15 protein-coding genes are annotated in these 20,729 nt (G+C 61.2%); 9 read left to right on the forward strand and 6 right to left on the reverse strand.

Annotated elements, in window-relative coordinates:
• Positions 1-188: 188 nt before the first annotated feature.
• A complete protein-coding gene (locus AC4IHP_RS27355; protein WP_490833241.1) occupies positions 189-2,042 on the forward strand; it encodes a polyurethane esterase in 1,854 nt (617 codons plus the stop codon).
• 148 nt (positions 2,043-2,190) lie between these two features.
• On the opposite strand, the gene AC4IHP_RS27360 is transcribed toward AC4IHP_RS27355, so the two are convergent.
• On the reverse strand, positions 2,191-2,415 hold the full coding sequence (locus AC4IHP_RS27360; protein ID WP_016774830.1) for a YgdI/YgdR family lipoprotein: 225 nt from the start codon (positions 2,413-2,415) through the stop codon (positions 2,191-2,193).
• A 195-nt stretch (positions 2,416-2,610) separates the two neighbouring features.
• On the opposite strand from AC4IHP_RS27360, the gene AC4IHP_RS27365 reads away from it, so the two are divergent.
• The 4 genes from AC4IHP_RS27365 to AC4IHP_RS27380 all read left to right on the forward strand — a co-directional run bounded on the left by AC4IHP_RS27365 (position 2,611) and on the right by AC4IHP_RS27380 (position 9,114).
• Positions 2,611-4,263 carry a VRR-NUC domain-containing protein gene (locus tag AC4IHP_RS27365; RefSeq protein ID WP_490833236.1) on the forward strand — a complete coding sequence of 551 codons (1,653 nt, stop codon included), beginning with the start codon at positions 2,611-2,613 and terminating at the stop codon, positions 4,261-4,263.
• Positions 4,260-6,590: an ATP-dependent DNA helicase gene (locus tag AC4IHP_RS27370; RefSeq protein WP_490833237.1), complete on the forward strand. Its 2,331-nt coding sequence runs from the start codon at positions 4,260-4,262 to the stop codon at positions 6,588-6,590. The genes AC4IHP_RS27365 and AC4IHP_RS27370 overlap by 4 nt, the downstream gene beginning before the upstream one ends.
• Positions 6,583-8,502, forward strand: a complete 1,920-nt coding sequence (locus AC4IHP_RS27375; RefSeq protein WP_490833238.1) for a hybrid sensor histidine kinase/response regulator — start codon at positions 6,583-6,585, stop codon at positions 8,500-8,502. The genes AC4IHP_RS27370 and AC4IHP_RS27375 overlap by 8 nt, the downstream gene beginning before the upstream one ends.
• Positions 8,503-8,580: 78 nt before the next feature.
• A complete protein-coding gene (locus AC4IHP_RS27380; protein ID WP_016774826.1) occupies positions 8,581-9,114 on the forward strand; it encodes a hypothetical protein in 534 nt (177 codons plus the stop codon).
• Between the two features lie 87 nt (positions 9,115-9,201).
• Here AC4IHP_RS27380 and AC4IHP_RS27385 read toward each other — a convergent pair whose 3' ends face one another.
• The 5 genes from AC4IHP_RS27385 to AC4IHP_RS27405 all read right to left on the reverse strand — a co-directional run bounded on the left by AC4IHP_RS27385 (position 9,202) and on the right by AC4IHP_RS27405 (position 14,006).
• On the reverse strand, positions 9,202-9,495 hold the full coding sequence (locus tag AC4IHP_RS27385) for a hypothetical protein (protein ID WP_460119364.1): 294 nt from the start codon (positions 9,493-9,495) through the stop codon (positions 9,202-9,204).
• A gap of 184 nt (positions 9,496-9,679) precedes the next feature.
• Positions 9,680-11,023, reverse strand: a complete 1,344-nt coding sequence (locus AC4IHP_RS27390) for a cation:proton antiporter (protein ID WP_460119362.1) — start codon at positions 11,021-11,023, stop codon at positions 9,680-9,682.
• A 42-nt stretch (positions 11,024-11,065) separates the two neighbouring features.
• On the reverse strand, positions 11,066-11,677 hold the full coding sequence (locus AC4IHP_RS27395) for a Yip1 family protein (protein WP_016774823.1): 612 nt from the start codon (positions 11,675-11,677) through the stop codon (positions 11,066-11,068).
• A gap of 87 nt (positions 11,678-11,764) precedes the next feature.
• Entirely contained in the window at positions 11,765-12,622 is an 858-nt protein-coding gene (locus tag AC4IHP_RS27400) for a glucose 1-dehydrogenase (RefSeq protein ID WP_460119359.1), read from the reverse strand.
• Positions 12,623-12,851: 229 nt separating this feature from the next.
• A complete protein-coding gene (locus AC4IHP_RS27405) occupies positions 12,852-14,006 on the reverse strand; it encodes a MalY/PatB family protein (protein ID WP_490833239.1) in 1,155 nt (384 codons plus the stop codon).
• A 318-nt stretch (positions 14,007-14,324) separates the two neighbouring features.
• Between AC4IHP_RS27405 and fdnG the strand changes: the two genes are divergently transcribed.
• Genes fdnG through fdhE form a run of 4 tightly spaced genes read left to right on the forward strand, consistent with a single transcriptional unit; the run spans position 14,325 to position 19,918 of the window.
• A complete protein-coding gene (gene fdnG / locus AC4IHP_RS27410; protein WP_490833240.1) occupies positions 14,325-17,390 on the forward strand; it encodes a formate dehydrogenase-N subunit alpha in 3,066 nt (1,021 codons plus the stop codon).
• Complete coding sequence (fdxH, locus tag AC4IHP_RS27415) at positions 17,391-18,326, forward strand: formate dehydrogenase subunit beta (protein WP_460119353.1); 936 nt, start codon at positions 17,391-17,393, stop codon at positions 18,324-18,326.
• Positions 18,323-18,988, forward strand: coding sequence for a formate dehydrogenase subunit gamma (locus AC4IHP_RS27420; protein ID WP_460119351.1), 666 nt, complete (start codon positions 18,323-18,325; stop codon positions 18,986-18,988). Before fdxH ends, AC4IHP_RS27420 begins: the two co-directional genes overlap by 4 nt.
• Positions 18,989-18,991: 3 nt before the next feature.
• The gene (fdhE, locus tag AC4IHP_RS27425) at positions 18,992-19,918 is read left to right on the forward strand and encodes a formate dehydrogenase accessory protein FdhE (protein ID WP_460119349.1); all 927 of its coding nucleotides are present in this window, start codon (positions 18,992-18,994) and stop codon (positions 19,916-19,918) included.
• Positions 19,919-20,729: the final 811 nt, after the last annotated feature.

Raw genomic sequence — 20,729 nt, forward strand, 5'->3', positions numbered from 1 at the left:
CGCGAAAGCGGTGTGTCAGTCAAGAAGGTGCCGTATGACACTCCGCTTTCGCGAGCAAGCCCGCTCCCACAGGTACTGCGTACACATGATATTTGAGGGTCATCACAAGATGTAATGAATGCTCCGGAGCCTCGCGCTCTGGCTGTGAGCTATCTCTGACAATTCCAACAACAAGAGAGGCAATGGCAATGGGTGTATACGACTACAAGAACTTCGGCACGGCCGAATCCGCAGCGCTGTTCAGCGATGCCATGGCGATCACGCTGTATTCCTATCACAACCTCGATAACGGCTTCGCCGCCGGTTACCAGCACAACGGCTTTGGCCTCGGCCTGCCGGCGACGCTGGTCACCGCGCTGATTGGCGGCACCGATTCGCAAGGAGTGATTGCCGGTATCCCGTGGAATCCCGATTCGGAAAAACTCGCCCTCGAGGCCGTGCAAAAGGCCGGCTGGACACCGATCAGCGCCGCGCAATTGGGCTACGACGGCAAGACCGATGCACGCGGGACGTTCTTCGGCGAGAAGGCCGGCTACACCAGCGCGCAGGTGGAAATCCTCGGCAAGTACGATCCCCTAGGCCAACTGACTGAATTGGGCATCGCCTTTCGCGGCACCAGCGGCCCGCGTGAAATCCTCATCGGTGACTCGCTTGGCGACGTGATCAACGATCTGCTCGCGGCGTTCGGCCCGGCCGACTACGCGAAAAACTACGTCGGCGAAGCTTTCGGCAATCTGCTCGACGATGTCGTCGCATTCGCCCGGGCCAACGGCCTCAGCGGCAAGGACGTGCTGATCAGCGGTCATAGCCTGGGCGGCCTGGCGGTGAACAGCATGGCTGACTTGAGCGCTGGAAAGTGGGGCGGCTTCTTTGCCGATTCCAACTACATCGCCTATGCCTCACCGACCCAGAGCAGCGGCGACAAAGTGCTGAATATCGGTTACGAAAATGACCCGGTGTTTCGGGCCCTCGACGGTTCAACGTTCAGCAGTGCCTCGGTGGGCGTGCACGATGCGCCGCACACCTCGACCAGCGACAACATCGTCAGCTTCAACGATCACTACGCCTCAAATGCCTGGAACGTGCTGCCGTATTCGATCCTGAATATCCCGACGTGGATTTCACACCTGCCCACTGGCTACGGCGACGGCATGAGCCGTGTGCTGGAGTCGAAGTTCTACGACCTGACCAGCCGCGACTCGACGATCATCGTCGCCAACCTGTCTGATCCTGCGCGGGCCAATACCTGGGTGCAGGACCTCAACCGCAACGCCGAACCCCACAAGGGCAGCAGCTTCATCATCGGCAGTGACGGCAACGACCTGATCCAGGGCGGCAGCGGCAATGACTATCTGGAGGGCCGCGCCGGCAATGACAGCTTCCGTGACAGCGGCGGCTATAACGTCATTCTGGGCGGGCAGGGCAGCAACACCCTCGACTTGCAGCAGACGGTGAAAAACTTTGATTTTGCCAACGACGGCGCCGGCAACCTGTACATCCGCGATGCCAGCGGCGGGATCAGCATCACCCGGGACATTGGCAGCATCGTCAGCAAAGAGCCGGGTTTTCTCTGGGGCGTGTTCAAGGACGACGTGCTGCACAGCGTCACTGCCAGCGGTTTGAAAGTCGGCAGTAATCTCACCGCTTATGAATCAAGTATTGGAGGCACGGCCGGCGCTGACACACTCAAGGCGCATACCGGCGGTGACTGGCTGTTCGGGCTGGAGGGCAACGATTATTTGCTCGGCGGTGCGGGCGATGACGTGTTTGTCGGTGGCGCTGGCAATGATCTGCTGGAATCGGGTGGCGGGGCGGATACGTTTCTGTTCAACGGCGCGTTCGGCCAGGATCGTGTGCTTGGCTATACGGCCAACGACAAACTGGTGTTTCTTGGCGTGCAGGGCGTGTTGCCGGGGGATGATTACCGTGCTCATGCGTCGGCGGTCGGACAGGATACCGTGCTGACGTTTGGTGGAGATTCAGTGACGTTGGTGGGGGTGGCGCTTGGGAGCTTGAGCGCCGACGGGGTTGTTATCGCCTGATGTTGGTGCGGGGCCTGTGCCGGCCCCTTCGCGAGCAGGCTCGCTCCCACACTGGATCTGTGTCGTTCACAAATCCCTACCAGGAGGTGCCTAAGGCTGTGATGTGATCGTTCCCACACGGAGCATGGGAACGATCATTCAGGCAAAGTCAGTCTTCCTTGCGCACGGTCGCGACTTCATCAGCGCGAACCTTGACCTTGGCGCCGGAGATGTCTTCGAACTCATAGAAGCCATCTTCGGTCTCGGTCTTCGGCATGTCCTCGGTCAGGTACTGGGTGCCGTTCTGCAGCGTCACCACGGTCTGGGTCGAACAGCCGCCCAGCGCCAACAGGGCCGCGACTGCGACAGGAATGCCCAGCATCTTGATTTTCATACCCACCTCTGACTCCTTGCTTGAATGTGATTACGGGCATTGTCGGCCCTCTAACGCGGTTGGTGCCAGCAGCGGCGGAAAAGTTCGATGGCAGCGCGAAAAAATGCCATTGATCTTTTTCCGTTTGCGCCGGGCAGGGCTGAGCTGGTATCTGTACGCATAACCAGTGTTCGCTTGCCGTGGCTTTGAATTCCCGTGACCTCCAACCCTCTCGAAGATCCGTTCTATTACCTTAACAACTTCCGGCAAGTGCTTGATTGGCTTGGACTTCGCTATGCGGATGTGATGAGCACGAGCGAGCACGGTTTCATCCGCGACTTCAATACGCTGCCGCAAGCCTCGCAGGGATTGCTGGTGCGCATGGTCATGCGCAAGGGCATTCACTTTCGCGCGAGCAAACTCAATTACCTGGAAATTGGCGACATTGCCGAAGCGGCGCGGCCGTTGCTCGATCATGGCTGGCTCGATGAACACGCGGATCTGACGCTGGCAGAACTGTTCGATGTCCTGCTCAAGGCCGAGCTCTTGCAAGCTTTCGGCGTGTTTATCGAACAGCCGAAAGGGCGCAAGGACGAGTGGCTGCCCGTGCTGGCCGAGCAGTTCAGCGAGGCGCAGACCCTGCGCGCCTGGGCGCCGCAACTGGCTGAACGGCTGTTCAGCCTGACCCTGATGGACCTGTGCGATCGCCTGCGCCTGATGTTCTTTGGCAATCTGTATCAGGACTGGTCGGAGTTCGTGCTGGCCGACCTGGGCATCTTCACCTATGAAAAAGTCGAGTTCTGCGCCGACTCCCGAGGCCTGCGCAGTCGCGAAGACGTCGATGCCTGCCTGTTCCTGCACCAGTGCCAGTTGCGCTTCGAAGCCGGGGAACCGCTGCAAGAGATCGTCGAACAGATCAACGCCGTGCAATTCGACAACCCGTGGCTGCACCGCCGACAAGCCAAGGCGTTGTTCCAGATCGGCCAATATGGCGAGCGCATCGGCGACTTTGCGCTGGCCCTGAGTGTTTACCGCGACTGCGCCTACCCGGGCGCGCGCTTGCGCATGATCCGTGTGCTCGAACGCTGCGGCGAATACGCGCTGGCGCTGGAGCTTGGCACGCTGGCCGAACAGGCGCCGCAGAGCGCGGCCGAGCAGCAAGGCTTGCAGCGCATCGTCCCGCGCCTGCGGCGCAAACTCGGTGGCCCGCCGCTCAAGCGTGCCAAGGCCAGAGAGATCGAGCGCCTCGACTTGCACTTGCCGCGCACCGATCCGGCGCGGTCGGTGGAATTTCATGTACAAGCGCACTTGCATGCCGATGACGGACCGGTGCATTACGTCGAGAACAGCCTGATCAATTCACTGTTTGGCCTGTTGTGCTGGCCGGCGATCTTTGCGCCGTTGCCGGGTGCGTTCTTCCACCCGTTCCAGCGCGGCCCGGTCGATCTGCTCAGCGAAGATTTCCTCGAGCGCCGCGCCGAGCTGTTCCAGGCCTGCCTGGGCGAACTCGATGACGGTCGCTACGTCGAGACGATCCGCCAGCGCTTCGTCGACAAGTGGGGCATTCAGTCGCCGTTCGTGTTCTGGGGCGCGCTCAATGAAGACTTGCTGGAGCAGGCGCTGGCCTGTCTGCCCGCCGACCACCTGAAACACTGGTTCAACCGATTGCTGCTCGACATCAAGGCCAACCGCGCCGGCATGCCGGACCTGATCCAATTCTGGCCGCAGCACAAGACCTACCGGATGATCGAAGTCAAAGGCCCCGGCGACCGCTTGCAGGACAATCAACTGCGCTGGCTGGAGTTCTGCCACGAGCACCAGATGCCAGTGGCCGTGTGCTACGTGCAATGGGCGGAGCAGAGCGCTTGAGTTACAGCATCGCCGTCCGTGCACTGTGCGAGTTCACCGCCAAGACCGGCGACCTCGACCTGCGTTTCACCCCGTCGCCGACAGCGCTGGAAGGTATTGTCGGCCATCGCACCGTGGCCTCGCGGCGCAGCGAGCAATACCAGAGCGAAGTGGCACTGCAAGGCGAGTTCGGCGAGTTGAAGGTCAAGGGCAGGGCGGATGGCTACGACCCGGCGCAAAACTGCCTGGAAGAAGTCAAAACCTATCGCGGCGACCTGAGCAAGCAGCCGGCCAATCACCGCCAGTTGCACTGGGCGCAGGCGAAAATCTACGGCTGGTTGATGTGCCAGAAACTGCAACTGCAGCAGATCAATCTGGCGTTGGTGTATTTCGACGTCGTCAGTGAAAAGGAAACCTGTCTGGTCGAATCCCACAGCGCTGAAGCGCTCCAGGTTTTTTTTGCGCAGCAGTGTGGTTTGTTCCTGCAATGGGCCGAGCAGGAAATGGCCCACCGCGAGGCGCGCAACCTGGCCGCGCAGCAACTGGCGTTCCCGCACGCGGATTTTCGTCCCGGCCAACGGCATCTGGCCGAGTCGGTGTTCAAAGCCGTCAGCACCGGCCGCTGCCTGATGGCCCAGGCGCCGACCGGCATTGGCAAGACCCTCGGCACGCTGTTTCCGATGCTCAAGGCCCTGGCGCCGCAGCAACTGGACAAGGTGTTCTTTCTTACCGCCAAGACCCCGGGGCGCAAACTGGCGCTGGACGCCAGTCAGGTGTTATTCACGCAAGCGCCGGACTTGCCGCTGCGGGTGATGGAAATGGTCGCCCGCGACAAGGCCTGCGAACACCCGGACAAGGCCTGCCACGGCGAATCCTGCCCGTTGGCTCAGGGTTTTTATGATCGCCTGCCGGCTGCCCGCGAGTCTGCCAGCCATATCAACCTGCTCGATCAGGCGGCGATGCGTGCAGTCGCCGCGCAGCACAGCGTGTGCCCGTACTACCTCAGTCAGGAAATGGCCCGCTGGGCGGATGTGGTGGTTGCCGACTACAACTATTACTTCGACTTCAGCGCGCTGCTGTTCGGCCTTGCGCAGCTCAATCAGTGGAAAGTCGCGGTGCTGGCCGACGAGGCGCATAACCTGGTCGAACGCGGCCGGCAAATGTACAGCGCCAGTCTCGACCAGTTCACCCTCGCCAGCGTGCGCAAAACCGCGCCGGCAGCGCTGAAGAATGCCCTGCAACGGGTCAACCGCGAATGGAACGCGCTGCATGCGCCGCAACTGGCGGCGTATCAGGCCTACGACAAGGCGCCGGACAAACTCCTGCACGCCATCTCGCTGTGTTGCGCGGCCATTGGCGATTACCTCAACGAGCATCCGCAAGGCCTCGACAGCGGCCTGCAGAACTTCTATTTCGACTTGCTGCAATTTGCCCGGGTCGCCGAGCTGTACGACGAGCATTACCTGTTCGATATCAGCAAACGCGACCTCGACCGCAAGCGTCCACTGTCACAACTGTGCCTGCGCAACGTGGTGCCGGCGGCGTTCATCGGTCCGCGCCTGACAGCGGCGCGGAGCAGTGTGCTGTTCTCGGCCACGCTGAGCCCGCGCAACTACTACGCCGACCTGCTCGGCACGCCCGCCGACACGGTGTGCATCGACGTCGAATCGCCGTTCAGCGCCGAGCAATTGCAGGTGCACATTGTCAGCCAGATCTCCACGCGTTTTAACCATCGCCAGGCCTCGCTGGAGCCTATCGTCGAACTGATCGCCCGCCAGTTCAGCGAGCGCCCGGGCAACTATCTGGCGTTCTTCAGCAGTTTCGATTACCTGCAACAGGTCGCGACCTTATTGGCCGAGCGCCATCCCCACATCACTCAGTGGCTGCAATCGCGGGGCATGGCCGAGGGCGCGCGGCAGGCGTTTCTCGACCAGTTCAGCGCCGACAGCCAGGGTGTGGGGTTTGCGGTGTTGGGCGGGGCGTTTGGCGAGGGCATCGATTTGCCCGGCGCGCGGCTGATCGGTGCGTTCATCGCGACGCTGGGGCTGGCGCAGCTCAACCCGGTCAACGAGCAGATGAAGCGGCGCATGGCGGCGATTTTTGGCGCCGGCTACGATTACACCTATCTGTACCCGGGCATGCAAAAAGTCGTACAAGCCGCCGGGCGGGTGATTCGCACCCGTGAGGATCGCGGCACGGTCATGCTCATCGACGACCGCTTTGCCGAAAGCCGCATCCAGCAACTGCTGCCGCGCTGGTGGGCGATCAAAAGCGAGCCGGTACTTTCCAAATCAGCGGATTCACGCATACTTCAGCCCATGACAGTGGCTGGTGAGTGTGATGAGTGAGAACAATAGAACCGCAGCGATTGAAGACAGCCGTTTCCGGCTGCTGATCGACGCGGTTGTCGACTATGCGATCTACATGATCGACCCCGACGGTACCATCACCAGTTGGAACTCCGGCGCCAAACGTTTCAAAGGTTATGAAGAAGCCGAGATCATCGGCGAGCACTTCTCGCGCTTCTATACCCCTGAAGACCGCGCCAACGGCATGCCGCAACGGGCGCTGGACACGGCGATCCGTGAAGGTCGCTTCGAAGGCGAGGGCTGGCGCGTGCGCAAGGACGGCACGCACTTCTGGTCGCACGTGGTGATCGACCCGATCATCGACCCCAACGGCCAGTTGCTCGGTTTCGCCAAGATCACCCGAGACCTCACCGACCGCAAAATGGCCGAGGAAACCCTCAAGCAAAGCGAACAGCAGTTCCGCCTGCTGGTGCAGGGCGTCACCGATTACGCGATCTACATGCTCAGCCCCGAAGGCTGCGTCAGCAACTGGAACCAGGGCGCGCAGCGCATCAAGGGTTACCTGCCGGAAGAGATCATCGGCCAGCATTTTTCGATTTTCTACACGCCCGAAGACCGCGAACTCGGCGAGCCGCAGCGTTCGCTGGAGATTGCCACCCGCGAAGGCCGCTTTGAGAACCGCAGCTGGCGGATGCGCAAGGACGGCACGCGCTTTCTGGCCCACGTGGTGGTTGATGCGATTCGCGGCGACACCGGCGCGTTGCTCGGCTTCGCCAAGATCACCCGCGATGTCACCGAGGCGCACGAGGCGCAGCAGGCCCTGGAAAAAACCCGTGAGGCGTTGTTCCAGGCGCAGAAGATGCAGGCGATCGGCCAACTCAGCGGCGGTATCGCCCATGACTTCAACAACCTGTTGACGGTGATTCTCGGCAACCTCGAGATCGTGCAGAAACGCATCGGCGACGCGCCGAAAATCGCTCGACTGCTGGAAAACGCCACCCAAGGTGCCTTGCGCGGTGTGTCGCTGACCCAGCGCATGCTGGCCTTCGCCCGGCGCCAGGAACTGAAGACCGAATCGGTGGATATCCCGCAACTGGTGCAAGGCATCACCGGGCTGCTGCGCAGTTCGCTCGGACCGGGGATTCGTATCGAAACACGCTTTCCCGCCGACCTGCAGCCAGTGCTGGCCGATAGCAATCAGCTGGAACTGGCGATCCTCAATCTCGCCACCAATGCCCGCGATGCCATGCCCGACGGCGGCACGGTGATCATTCAGGCGCAAGCCGAAGTGGTGCTGGAACAAACTCATTCGACCCTCGCGGCGGGGCGTTACGTGTGCCTGAGCCTGATCGACAGCGGCGAAGGCATGGACGAAGCCACGCTGGCCTGCGCCCGTGATCCGTTCTTCACCACCAAAGGCCTGGGCAAAGGCACCGGGCTGGGCTTGTCGATGGTGCACGGCTTCATCGAGCAGTTGGGCGGGCGCTTTATTCTGAAAAGCGAGAAGGGCCAGGGTACGGCGGCCGAGCTGTGGATTCCGGTGGCGCTTGAGCGTACGGCCAGTCGCCCGGCGTACAGCAACGCCGCGCCGATTGCGGTGCCAAGACTGAGTGTGCTGGTGATCGATGACGATTCGCTGGTGCTGACCAGCACCAGTCTGCTGCTCGAAGATCTTGGCCACCGCGTTATCGGCGCGACCTCCGGCGCCCAGGCGCTGGCGCTGTTCGATCAGGGCGAAGTGATTGATCTGGTGATCACCGACATGGCCATGCCAAAAATGAGCGGCGCGCAACTGGCCCATGCCTTGCGCATGCTCAAGCCAGATCTGCCGATCATTCTCGCCACTGGATATGCCGAACGCCTCGAGGGTTTTGCCGCTCAACTGCCGCGTCTGCCGAAACCGTTCACTCAAGCGAGTCTGGTGCAGATCATCGCCCAATCCATGAAATGACGCGCTGGTCGATCCGGCTGAACTAGTGCTGACGCGTGCCTTTCCAAAAGTCTTGTTCACTTTTGGAGGGCACGTCTCTTGTCTCGCATATTGACCCAGCCAAGCGCTGTTGAAGAAGCCTTGGCCGAACACGACGCCAAGATGTTTGGCTCACCCAAGGAACGCCTGGATTTCTATCGCCGGGAAATCCAGTACGAAACCAGCATCCTCGCCAACCGCACCGACGCCTACCTGGCGGCGCAGTCGTTCCTGGTGATCGCTTTCGCCTCGTGCATGGCCAACCTCAATCCGGAGTGGGGCAAGATGTTCACCCTCGTCGTGCCGCCGTTTCTCGCGCTGCTCGGGGTGCTCAGTTCATTGAATGCCTGGCCGGGGATTCGTGCGGCATACGACATCATCGATCACTGGCACTTCAAACAGAGCCAGTTGCTGCACAGCGAGCCGGTGATGGGCGCGGCGTATGACGAGTCACCGCTGTTCAGCGAAATGGAATCGAGCCACAAGGGCTATCGCAAGTCGCTGCTGTTCTCGGTGCGCACGCCTTGGATTTTTGCCACGTTTTGGGTGATGTTGGGGGTGTATGCGGTGTTTATTCAGGTGACCAATCCGTGAAGAGATCGGTCGGCAGGTGGCGGATGTCTTAAGCTTTGATCGGGTTTCCCCCTCACTGGCTGGAGTGAGGGGGCTGGTAACTTCTCATTACGCGGTTTCAAGCTCACGCCGCAAAGTAACAGCATTCTGCACCGCCGCCGGAATCGGCGGGAAATCCTCATTCAGCACACACAGATGATCGATCGCATCTTCAAATTTCGCATCGGCTTTCTTGCGCAGTGCCCGATATTGCTCGAAGCGTTCGAAGTCGGTCGGCGTCTGTTCCAGCAGCGCGTTGGCCGCTCGGTTCAGTTCGTGGGCTTCTTCGAACAGTTGACGATTGCGTTCCAGAGCCAGTGCTCTGCAAGCCTTGATTTGCGCAGGAGTCGAGCATTCGTTCATGACCGTGACCTTGTTTGTGTCGGGGTTCCGTTTAATAGGCTGTTCACCGCAGGGGAACCGAACCTGCCGGGCCGCGCGGGATGGTTGGCGCGGTTAAAGTTGTGACCCTTGGGTCGCGTCCGGCGATCCATTTTTTTGCAGAAAAATCTTCGATGATTTCCAGCGAAGCGCAGCGGTCGAAAAATCAGCTTTTTCGTTGCTTCAGACGTTCATAACGCGCCAGCAACGGCTGCGTGCTGATGCCATGCAGCAGAATACTCAAGGCAACAACCGACAACGTGAGGTCCGTACAGACCTTGGCCACGTCGGAATCCAGGCCGTGGTTCAGGGCGAAGAACAGATAGAACAGGCTGCCGATGCCGCGAATGCCGAACCAGCCGATCAACAAACGCTGCGGCCCGCTGAGCAGATTGCCCCACGGCATCAGCGCCACGCTCAGTGGCCGGATCAGGCAAAACAATACGGCGCCGATCCACAATGCTCGCCAATCCCAGTGGGCAATCAGCACGACGCCGAGCAGGGTGACCAGAAACACCTCCATCGCCCGTTCGACCAGACTGCCGAACGCGAGCATGTCGCCCATCATGATGCCCGCTGCAACCTGGCTGTCTTCCAATTGCTCGGTATCGCCATGCACGGCGTTCTGCGGTTCAACGTTCTGATGGCCGACCACCGGTTGCACCAGATGCTCGGCAGGCACTTGGGTAATGCCGGTGGATTTCACCTCCTCCTGACGCAGGCCGAGGCCGGCGGCAAACACCGCGAGGAAGCCATAGCCGCCAATGGCATCGGCCACCACGTAGGAAAGCGCAATCAGGGCGAGGGTCAGATAATCGTTGGGGCCGAGGGTGCTGTCGTCATTGTGAATGCGCAGCGACAAGGCGATGCGGCCGATGCCGCGACCCATCCAGTAACCGGTAAGCAAACCCGCCGGCACCGCCCACAACAGACTGCGGATCACCCAGTGCTGCCACTCGCCCGCGCTGCCGTCACCGTGCAGCAACAGCAGACCAAGAATCACGAAAGGGAAGGCCACGCCATCGTTGAGCCCGGCTTCACCGGAGAGGCCGAAACGCACGCTGTCGATGTCCTGCGCATCATTGACCTGCACCAGCGCCGCAAGCACCGGATCGGTCGGCGCCAACATCGCACCGATCAGCAGCGAAGGCCCCCACGCCAATTGCAGGCCCCAGTGCAGCAGCAGACATACGCCGATGATGCTCAGAATCATCACCGGCCCGGCCAGACCAAAAGCGATGCGCCAGGTTTTGTTGCCCAGCGGCAGACGCAGCTTCAAACCGCAGACGAACAGTGAAAAGAGCACCGCGACTTCCGTCAGGTGCTCCATCCACAACGACGATTCTTCCAGCGGCAATTGCAGCAGGTCGAGGCCGCTGGGGCCGATGGCGATGCCCAGCAGCAGGCACACCGCCGAGGTGGTGACCGGCATCCAGCGCAACCAAGACGAGGTCAGGGCCAGCGTCAGCAGCACGGCGCCGAGCACCGCGACCCATACGCCGAAACTCATGACCGCTCACAGCAGCGAGTTTTCAAGGACAGGCGCACCGGGTCAGCTCACGGTCGTGCGCAGGTACTCGGGGATGAGCACGTTGAACCACAGCAGGATCATCGACACCAGCATGGTCACCAGCACCAACAGGCCAACGCCCCACACGCACGCCGAATACAGCAAGCCTTGCTCCTTGCGCTCGTGCATGAAGGTCGGCAGGCCGACAAACAGTAAAAACGTCGAATAGATCGACGCCGCGCCGAGCACCAGAATCGCCAGCCAGCGGCTCGGGTACAGCCCGGCAATCCCGGCGAGGAAAAACGGCGTCACCGTGTAGGCGGCAAACCCGATGCATTGATTGAGCGTTGGGCGCGCATCGAACGATCGTGACATCCATCTGATAAACCCGCCGATAATCGCCACACCGGCGACAATCGTCACGTACAGCAATACGCTCAGTTGCAAGGCGCTGGCCGTGCTCAGGCGCACGTTTTCACCCACGGCGAGGCTCCAGCCGACCTGGGTGGTACCGATGAACAGGCACACGGCCGGAATCAGCGCGAGCAGCAGTAGATGGGCGAGGTAGTGGCGGGGATGGGTTTCTTCTTCGCGGCGGATATCGGTCCAGGCGAAATTGGGTTGGGTGAAGAGTCTGACGAGGGGGGCGGACATGACAACCTCCTGTTCCTGTTGGCCCGTAGGCGCTTACAGGTATGGAGGGATGCCATGCCGCTCGGGTTCAGTTTTTCTGCTGCACGGTTACAGCATCGGTTTGCCGCCGGTCACGCCGTAGCGCTGGCCGGTGATGTAGCTGGCTTCGTCGGAGGCCAGCAGCACGTAAATCGGTGCGACTTCCACCGGTTGGCCGGGACGGCCGAGCGGGGTGCTGCCGCCGAAGTTCTGCACTTCTTCGTCGGGCATGGTCGAGACGATCAGCGGCGTCCAGATCGGGCCGGGTGCGACGCTGTTGACGCGAATTTCCTTGGGCCCGAGCATCTGCGCCAGACCACCGGTGAAGTTGGCAATCGCACCTTTGGTGGTGGCGTAGGCCAGCAAGGTCGGTTTGGGCATGTCCGAGTTGACCGAACTGGTGTTGATGATCGATGAACCGGGCCCCATGTGCTTGATCGCCGCCTGGCAGATCCTGAACATGGCGGTGATGTTCACATCGAACGTCATCACCCATTCGTCATCGGGGATTTCTTCGAAGTTTTCGTGGGTCATCTGGAACGCGGCGTTGTTGACCAGAATGTCGATGCGGCCAAAACGCTCGACGGTCTTGTCGACCAGCGCCTGACACTGAGCCTTCTCGGCGATATCGCCCGGCAGCAGGATGCACTGACGCCCGGCCTGTTCGACCCAGCGTGCGGTTTCTTTAGCGTCTTCGTGTTCATTCAAGTACGCCACGGCGACGTCGGCGCCTTCACGGGCGAAGGCAATCGCCACTGCGCGACCGATGCCGCTGTCAGCGCCGGTGATCAGCGCAATCTTGCCGGCCAGGCGGCCAGAACCGACGTAACTTTGCTCGCCGCAGTCCGGGTACGGCTCCATTTTGCGCTGCGAGCCGGGCACCGCTTGGGCTTGTTTCGGGAAGGGTGGTTTTGGATAGTCAGTCATCGCAGGGTCTCCTGATTTCAAGGCCAGTGTTCCGGGTTGACCCGGTGGCTTTGCCTGGAGTTCGATCGGATTTGCGCTGGATTGTGGTTGGCTATGCAAAACCAATGTGGGAGCGAGCCTGCTCGCGAAAGCGGTGTGTCAGACGATAAATGTGTCGACTGACACTGCGCTTTCGCGAGCAGGCTCGCTCCCACAGGGATCATTTACACAAGGGAATCTCGGGGCAGGATCAGAGATTGCGGTTTGCCAGCGCCCGCTCCATCCGCGCAATCCCATCTTCCAGCAACGCCCTCGGGCAGCCGAAATTCAAGCGCACGAACTGTTGATGCTGGTCGCTAAAATCCAGCCCGGCACTGAGCCCGACCTTGCCCTGTTCGAGGAAGAATCGCTGCGGATCCGGCAGGTCGAGCGCGGTGCAATCGAGCCATGCCAGATAGGTGCCCTGCGGCACATTGATGCTCACGCCTGGCAGGCGCGTGCGCACCGCGTCTACCAGCCAGTCGCGGTTGGCCTGCAGGTAGGTTTTCAGTTCGGCGAGCCACGGCGCGGCTTCGCTGTAGGCGACGCGGGTGGCTTCCATGCCCAGAGGGTTGACGCTGTCGACCATGCCGCAGCGGGCGTGATTGACGCGTTCGCGCAGGGCGGCGTCCTGAATGATCATGAACGAGGTCTTGAGACCGGCGATGTTGTACGCCTTGCTCGCCGACATCAGGGTGATCGTGCGTTTGGAAATCTCGGGGCTCAGCGATGCGGTGGGAATGTGCACGCGGCCGTCGAAGCACAGTTCGGCGTGAATCTCGTCGGAGATGATCCACGCGTCCTGCGTTGCGCAAATGTCCGCCACGGCCTGTAACTCCTCGCGATCAAAGACCTTGCCGATCGGGTTGTGCGGGTTGCTCAACAGCAGGGCGCCGCCGCCTTTGAGCGACTCGCGCAGTGCGTCCAATGGCGTGGCGTAGGTGCCATCGGCCTGGGCGTTGAATTCCAGCTCAACCTTGTTCAGCCCCCAATGCCCCGGCGCATGGCGCAGCGGCGGGTAGTTCGGCACCTGCACGACGACATTCTGCTGCGCCTGGACCAAAGCCTTGAGGGCCATGTTGAAGCCCGATTCCACGCCCGGCAGGAAGATCAGCTCCTGCGGTTTGACCTGCCACGCGTACTTGTTCCACAGGTCGGCGACGATGGCTTGCCGCAGATTGTCCTGGGCCACGCTGTAACCGAGCAGCGGGTGCAGCAGGCGCTGTTGCAAGGCTTCGACGATGACCGGTGGCGCAGCGAAATCCATATCAGCGACCCACATCGGCAACACATCGGCCGGGTAGCGGCTCCACTTGGTGCTGCCAGTGTGGTGGCGGTCGAACAGCTGATCAAAATCGAAAGTCATGCGCGGTCTCGTCAAGGCGGAGTTGGTTCTGCCGGACATTCTATGCGCAACGCCATCTGTGTGGGAGCGAGCCTGCTCGCGAGTACGTCGGGTCAGGCAGCATTGAGTTCAATGACCCACCGCTTTCGCGAGCAGGCTCGCTCCCACAGGGGGGTGTGCACTGGCTGGAAATCCGGGCCAGACACCCGACGGTCGGTTTTCACACAATCGGCAAGGTCTTTGTCTACAGTGAAAAAGTCGGCGCCAAGGCGTCGCAACCGTGATTGTCCAGATAAAGCCCGGCGCAAGTACCGGGTTCCACCTGATCAGGAGTGCACGATGGATCTCAGCCGTCGTCAGTTCTTCAAGGTCGCCGGTATCGGCCTTGCAGGCTCAAGCCTGGGCGCGTTGGGCATGGCCCCGACGGCGGCCTTCGCCGAGCAGGTGCGTCACTTCAAGCTCGCCCACACCCGTGAAACCCGCAACACCTGCCCGTATTGCTCGGTAGGTTGCGGTTTGATCATGTACAGCCAGGGCGATGCCGGCAAGAACGTGGCGCAGAACATCATTCACATCGAAGGCGACGCCGATCATCCGGTCAATCGCGGCACTTTGTGCCCGAAAGGCGCCGGCCTGCTCGACTTCATTCACAGCCCCGGCCGCTTGCAGTACCCGCAAGTGCGCAAGCCCGGCAGCAATGAATGGACGCGCATCGGCTGGGACGAAGCCCTCGATCGCATCGCCGACCTCATGAAAGCCGACCGCGACGCCAACTTCATCGAGAAAAATGCCAACGGGCAAACGGTGAATCGCTGGCTGACCACCGGTTTCCTCGCGGCATCGGCGGCATCCAACGAAGCCGGCTACATCACCCAGAAGGTGATTCGCAGCCTCGGCCTGCTGGGGTTCGATAACCAGGCGCGTGTCTGACACGGCCCGACGGTGGCAAGTCTTGCCCCGACGTACGGCCGTGGTGCCATGACCAACACCTGGACCGATATAGCCAACGCGAATCTGATCCTGGTGATGGGTGGCAACGCAGCAGAAGCGCATCCGTGCGGCTTCAAATGGGTGACCGAGGCCAAGGCGCACAACGCCGCGCGGCTGATCGTGGTTGATCCGCGTTTTACCCGGACCGCGTCGGTGGCCGACTATTACGCGCCGATCCGCACTGGTACCGACATCGCCTTCATGGGCGGTTTGATCAATTACCTGCTGACCGAGGACAAGATCCAGCACGAATACGTGCGCAATTACACCGACGTGTCGTTCATCGTCAAAGCCGGCTATGGCTTCGAAGACGGCTTGTTCAGTGGTTATGACGCGGAAAAACGCAGCTATACCGATAAGTCCGGCTGGGGCTACGAGTTCGCCGAGGACGGTTTCGTCCGCGTCGACCCGACCCTGCAAGACCCGCGCTGCGTCTATCAGCTGATGAAGCAGCATTACAGCCGCTACAATATTGACCTGGCCAGTCAGATCTGCGGCATGCCGGTCGACGCCATGCAGAAAATCTGGGAAGAGATCGCCACCTGCTCGACACCGGGCAAGACCATGACGATTCTCTATGCCCTCGGCTGGACGCAGCACTCGATCGGCGCGCAGATCATCCGCAGCGCGGCGATGGTGCAACTGCTGTTGGGCAACGTCGGCATGCCCGGCGGCGGCGTCAATGCGCTGCGCGGGCACTCGAACATTCAGGGCCTGACCGACCTCGGCCTGCTTTCCAATGCCTTGCCCGGCTACCTCACGCTGCCCAGCGACAGCGAGCAGGATTACGGCCAGTTCATCTTCAAACGCACGCAGGTTCCGCTCAGACCGGGGCAGCTCTCGTACTGGCAGAACTACAGCAAATTCCACGTCAGCCTGATGAAATCCTGGTACGGCGCCAACGCCACCGCCGAGAACAACTGGCTGTTTGACCATTTGCCGAAACTCGACATCCCCAACTACGACGTGCTGAAAATGTTCGATCTGATGAGCCAAGGCAAGGTCAACGGCTACTTCTGCCAAGGCTTCAATCCGATCGCCGCGTTACCGGACAAGAACCGTGTGATGGGCGCATTGGCCAAGCTCAAGTGGCTGGTGGTGATGGACCCGCTGGCCACGGAAACCTCGGAGTTCTGGCAAAACGTCGGGCCGTACAACGACGTGAAAACCGCCGAAATCCAGACCGAAGTCATTCGCCTGCCGACCACTTGCTTTGCCGAGGAAGACGGCTCGCTGGTCAACAGCAGCCGCTGGCTGCAATGGCACTGGAAAGGCGCCGATGGCCCCGGTGAAGCGCAGACCGACATTCGCATCATGAGCGAACTGTTCCTGCGCCTGCGCCAGCGTTATCAGAGCGAAGGCGGCAAATTTGCCGATCCGCTGCTGAAACTGTCGTGGCCGTACAAGATCCCCGACGAGCCTTCGCCGGAAGAACTGGCGCGGGAAATCAACGGCACCGCTGTCAGCGATTTCACCGATGCCAGCGGCGTCACGGTCAAGGCCGGTACGCAACTGGCCGGCTTCGGTTTGCTCAAGGATGACGGCAGCACCGCGTCCGGTTGCTGGATTTTCGCCGGCAGCTGGACCGAGGCCGGCAACCAGATGGCCCGTCGCGACAATGCCGACCCGTTCGGCATGCATCAACATCAGGGCTGGGCGTGGGCCTGGCCGGCGAATCGGCGGATTCTCTACAACCGCGCCTCGGCGGACCCGGCGGGCAAACCGTGGGATCCGAAAAAGCGTCTGGTGTGGTGGAACGGCAAGACCTGGACCGGTACCGACGTGCCGGATTACAAGGCCGACGTGCCGCCGGAAGCCGGGATGAATCCGTTCATCATGAACCCTGAAGGCGTGGCGCGGTTCTTCGCCGTCGACAAGATGAACGAAGGGCCATTCCCCGAGCACTACGAGCCGTTCGAAACGCCGATCGGCATCAACCCGCTGCACCCGCAGAACAAGAAGGCCACCAGCAACCCGGCGGCGCGGATCTTCGATTCGGTCTGGGAAACCCTCGGCGAAGCCAAGGACTTCCCGTACGCCGGCACCAGTTATCGGCTTACCGAGCATTTCCACTTCTGGAGCAAGCATTGCAAGTTGAACGCGATTGCCCAGCCTGAGCAGTTCGTTGAAATCGGCGAGGTGCTGGCGAACGAGAAGGGCATTGCTGCCGGTGATCGGGTGCGGGTCAGCTGCAAGCGCGGCTTTATCGAAGCGGTGGCGGTGGTGACCAAACGGATCCGGCCGCTGCAGGTCAACGGCCAGGTCGTGCATCAGATCGGCATCCCGCTGCACTGGGGTTTCACTGGCCTGACGCGTCACGGTTACCTGACCAACACCCTGGTGCCGTTCCTCGGCGATGGCAACACTCAGACCCCGGAATCCAAGTCATTCCTGGTCAACGTGGAGAAACTGTAAATGGCCAGCCAAGACATCATTGCCCGCTCGGCCACTACCACCGTGCCGCCGTCGGTGAGGACTCAGCAAGGCGTCGCCAAGCTGATCGACACCACCAAATGCATCGGCTGCAAGGCCTGCCAAGTCGCCTGCTCGGAATGGAACGAGCTGCGCGACGAGGTCGGCCACAACCACGGCACCTACGACAATCCGCAGGACCTGACGGCGGATTCATGGACGCTGATGCGCTTCACCGAGCACGAAACCGACGCCGGCAACCTTGAGTGGCTGATCCGCAAGGACGGCTGCATGCACTGCGCCGAGCCCGGTTGTCTGGCCGCGTGCCCGAGCCCCGGCGCGATCATTCAGCATGCCAACGGCATCGTCGATTTCGATCAGGACCACTGCATCGGTTGTGGCTATTGCATCACCGGTTGCCCGTTCAACATTCCGCGCATTTCGCAGAAGGATCACAAGGCCTACAAATGCACGCTGTGTTCCGACCGCGTGGCGGTGGGGCTGGAGCCGGCCTGCGTGAAAACCTGCCCGACCGGCGCCATCGTCTTTGGCACCAAGGAAGACATGAAAGAGCACGCCGCCGAACGCATCGTCGACCTGAAAAGCCGTGGCTTTGAAAACGCCGGTCTGTACGACCCGGCAGGCGTTGGCGGCACCCACGTGATGTACGTGCTGCACCATGCCGACACGCCGAAAATCTACGCCGGTTTGCCGGACCATCCGGCGATCAGTCCGCTGGTGGGTTTGTGGAAAGGCATCAGCAAACCCCTCGGCCTGCTGGCGATGGGCGCGGCGGTGCTGGCCGGGTTTTTCCACTACGTGCGCATCGGCCCGAATCGTGTCGAGGAGGATGAACTCCCACCAGCGCCCGACACCTCGGTGCATGTGGTCGACCCGGCGGTGCACACCTTCGATCCACGCGGGGAGGAGCGGCCATGAGCAACAAGACGATCCTGCGTTACAGCGCCAACCAGCGCACCAATCACTGGCTGGTGGCGATCCTGTTTTTCATGGCCGGGTTGTCCGGGCTGGCGTTGTTTCATCCGTCGCTGTTCTGGCTCAGTAACCTGTTCGGCGGCGGCACCTGGACGCGGATCCTGCACCCGTACATGGGCATCGCCATGTTCGTGCTGTTCCTCGGTCTGGTGTTCAGCTTCTGGCGCAGCAACTTCTTCATCGCCAATGACCGCCAGTGGCTGCGGCGGATCAACCGGGTGATGGTCAACGACGAAGAAAGCGTGCCGCCGGTGGGCAAGTACAACGCTGGGCAAAAGCTGCTGTTCTGGACTTTACTGCTGTGCATGCTCGGTTTGCTGTTCACCGGGCTGGTGATCTGGCGCGCGTGGTTCAGCGCGTATTTCGGCATCAGCGTGATCCGCTGGGCCATGCTGTTGCATGCGCTGGCCGGGTTCGTGCTGGTGCTGAGCATCATCGTGCACATCTACGCCGGTTTGTGGATCAAGGGTTCGGTCGACGCCATGCTGCATGGCTGGGTCAGCCGGCCATGGGCCAGAAAACACCATGAACTGTGGTACCGCGAGGTGACCCGCGACGAACAGCCTCGGGACCGGCCTGAGCGACCGCTGACGAAAAAGGGCTGACTTTTGCCAAGCATTCTTGAACCTGGGGAAATCGAGGCGGCGGCCAGTTCGCCGCCGTTTCTGTACCTGCCACCGCGTAACCTGTTTGCCCTGCGTGCCGAGCGCCTTGAGCGTCTGGCCGAGGGCAATGGGTTGGCAGATTATCTGCTTCTGATGGCCGGGTTGTGTCGGGCGCAGCAGCAGGTTTTCGATGATCCGCCGCTGACCGCGCCGTTTGATGCGCAGCGTTTCGAAGCCTGTCAGCAGCACGGTCTGCCGCCGTTCGCAGCGGACACTTTGGTGCGTGAGGACGCCTGGCAGCCGTGGTTGGACGCTTTGCTGCAGCGCTATGCGCCAGCGGACCAGCCTGCGGTGATCGATGCGCTGGACACTTTGCGCGGGACTGGTGCCGGCCAGTTGCGCGCATGGGCAGTGGCGCTGGTCAGTGGGCAATATTCGCTGGTGCCGGCGGCACTGGTGCCGTTTCTCGGCGCGGCGCTGCAAACCGCATGGAGCCACTGGCTGCTCAGTGTGCCAAATCTGCAACTCAAGCCTGGAGACAGCCTCAGCCAATGCCCGGCCTGTGGTTCGCCGGCCATGGCCGGGGTGATTCGCCATCGCGGCAAGCACAACGGTTTGCGTTATCTGGTCTGTTCGCTGTGTGCCTGCGAATGGCATGTGGTGCGGGTCAAGTGCGTGTATTGCGAGCAGAGCAAGGGCCTTGAATATCTCAGCGAGGAAGACGACCGGCACAGCGCCGAACAGGCACCGCTGCGCGCCGAAGTCTGCCCGAGCTGCAACAGCTACCTGAAATTGCTGTATCTGGAGAACGACGCCGAAGCCGAGGCGTTGTCAGCGGACCTCGGCAGTTTGCTGCTGGACATGCGTCTGGCCCAGGACGGTTATCAGCGTCTGGCACCGAATCTGTTGCTGGCGCCCGGAGACGAATGACAAGAGCAGAACTGTGGGAGGGGGTTGCTCACGAAGGGGCCGTTTCAGCCACATCATCTTCGACTGATTTACCGCTTTCGCGAGCAAGCCAGCTCCCACAGGTTTATGTGCCGGATCACAAAGCCCGGTCAGCCCGGATTTCCATGTGGGAGCGAGCCTGCTCGCGAAGGCGTCAGGTCAGCCACATTCACACTAACTGACACACCGCTTTCGCGAGCAAGCCAGCTTCCACAGATTTATGTGCCGGATCACGAAGCCCGGTCAGCCCCGGATTTCCATGTGGGAGCGAGCCTGCTCGCGAAGGCGTCAGGTCAGCCACATCCACACTAACTGACACACCGCTTTCGCGAGCAGGCTCGCTCCCACAGGTTTTGTGGTGACCAACAATGTTCATTCCACCCCGAATCCCTGTGGGAGCTGGCTTGCCAGCGATTTGGTCGGCACATCCACCACTTCTTTGACTGACCCACCGCAATCGCTGGCAAGCCAGCTCCCACAGGTTTATGTGCCGGATCACAAAGCCCGGTCAGCCCCGGATTTCCATGTGGGAGCGAGCCTGCTCGCGAAGGCGTCAGGTCAGCCACATCCACATTTACTGACACACCGCTTTCGCGAGCAAGCCCGCTCCCACAGGTTTTGTGGTGACCAACAATGTTCATTCCACCCCGAATCCCTGTGGGAGCTGGCTTGCCCGCTCCCACAGGTTTATGTGCCGGATCACAAAGCCCGGTAAGCCCGGATTTCCATGTGGGAGCGAGCCTGCTCGCGAAGGCGTCAGGTCAGCCACATCCACACTAACTGACACACCGCT

The organism is Pseudomonas sp. UF-293 (genome assembly GCF_058245595.1).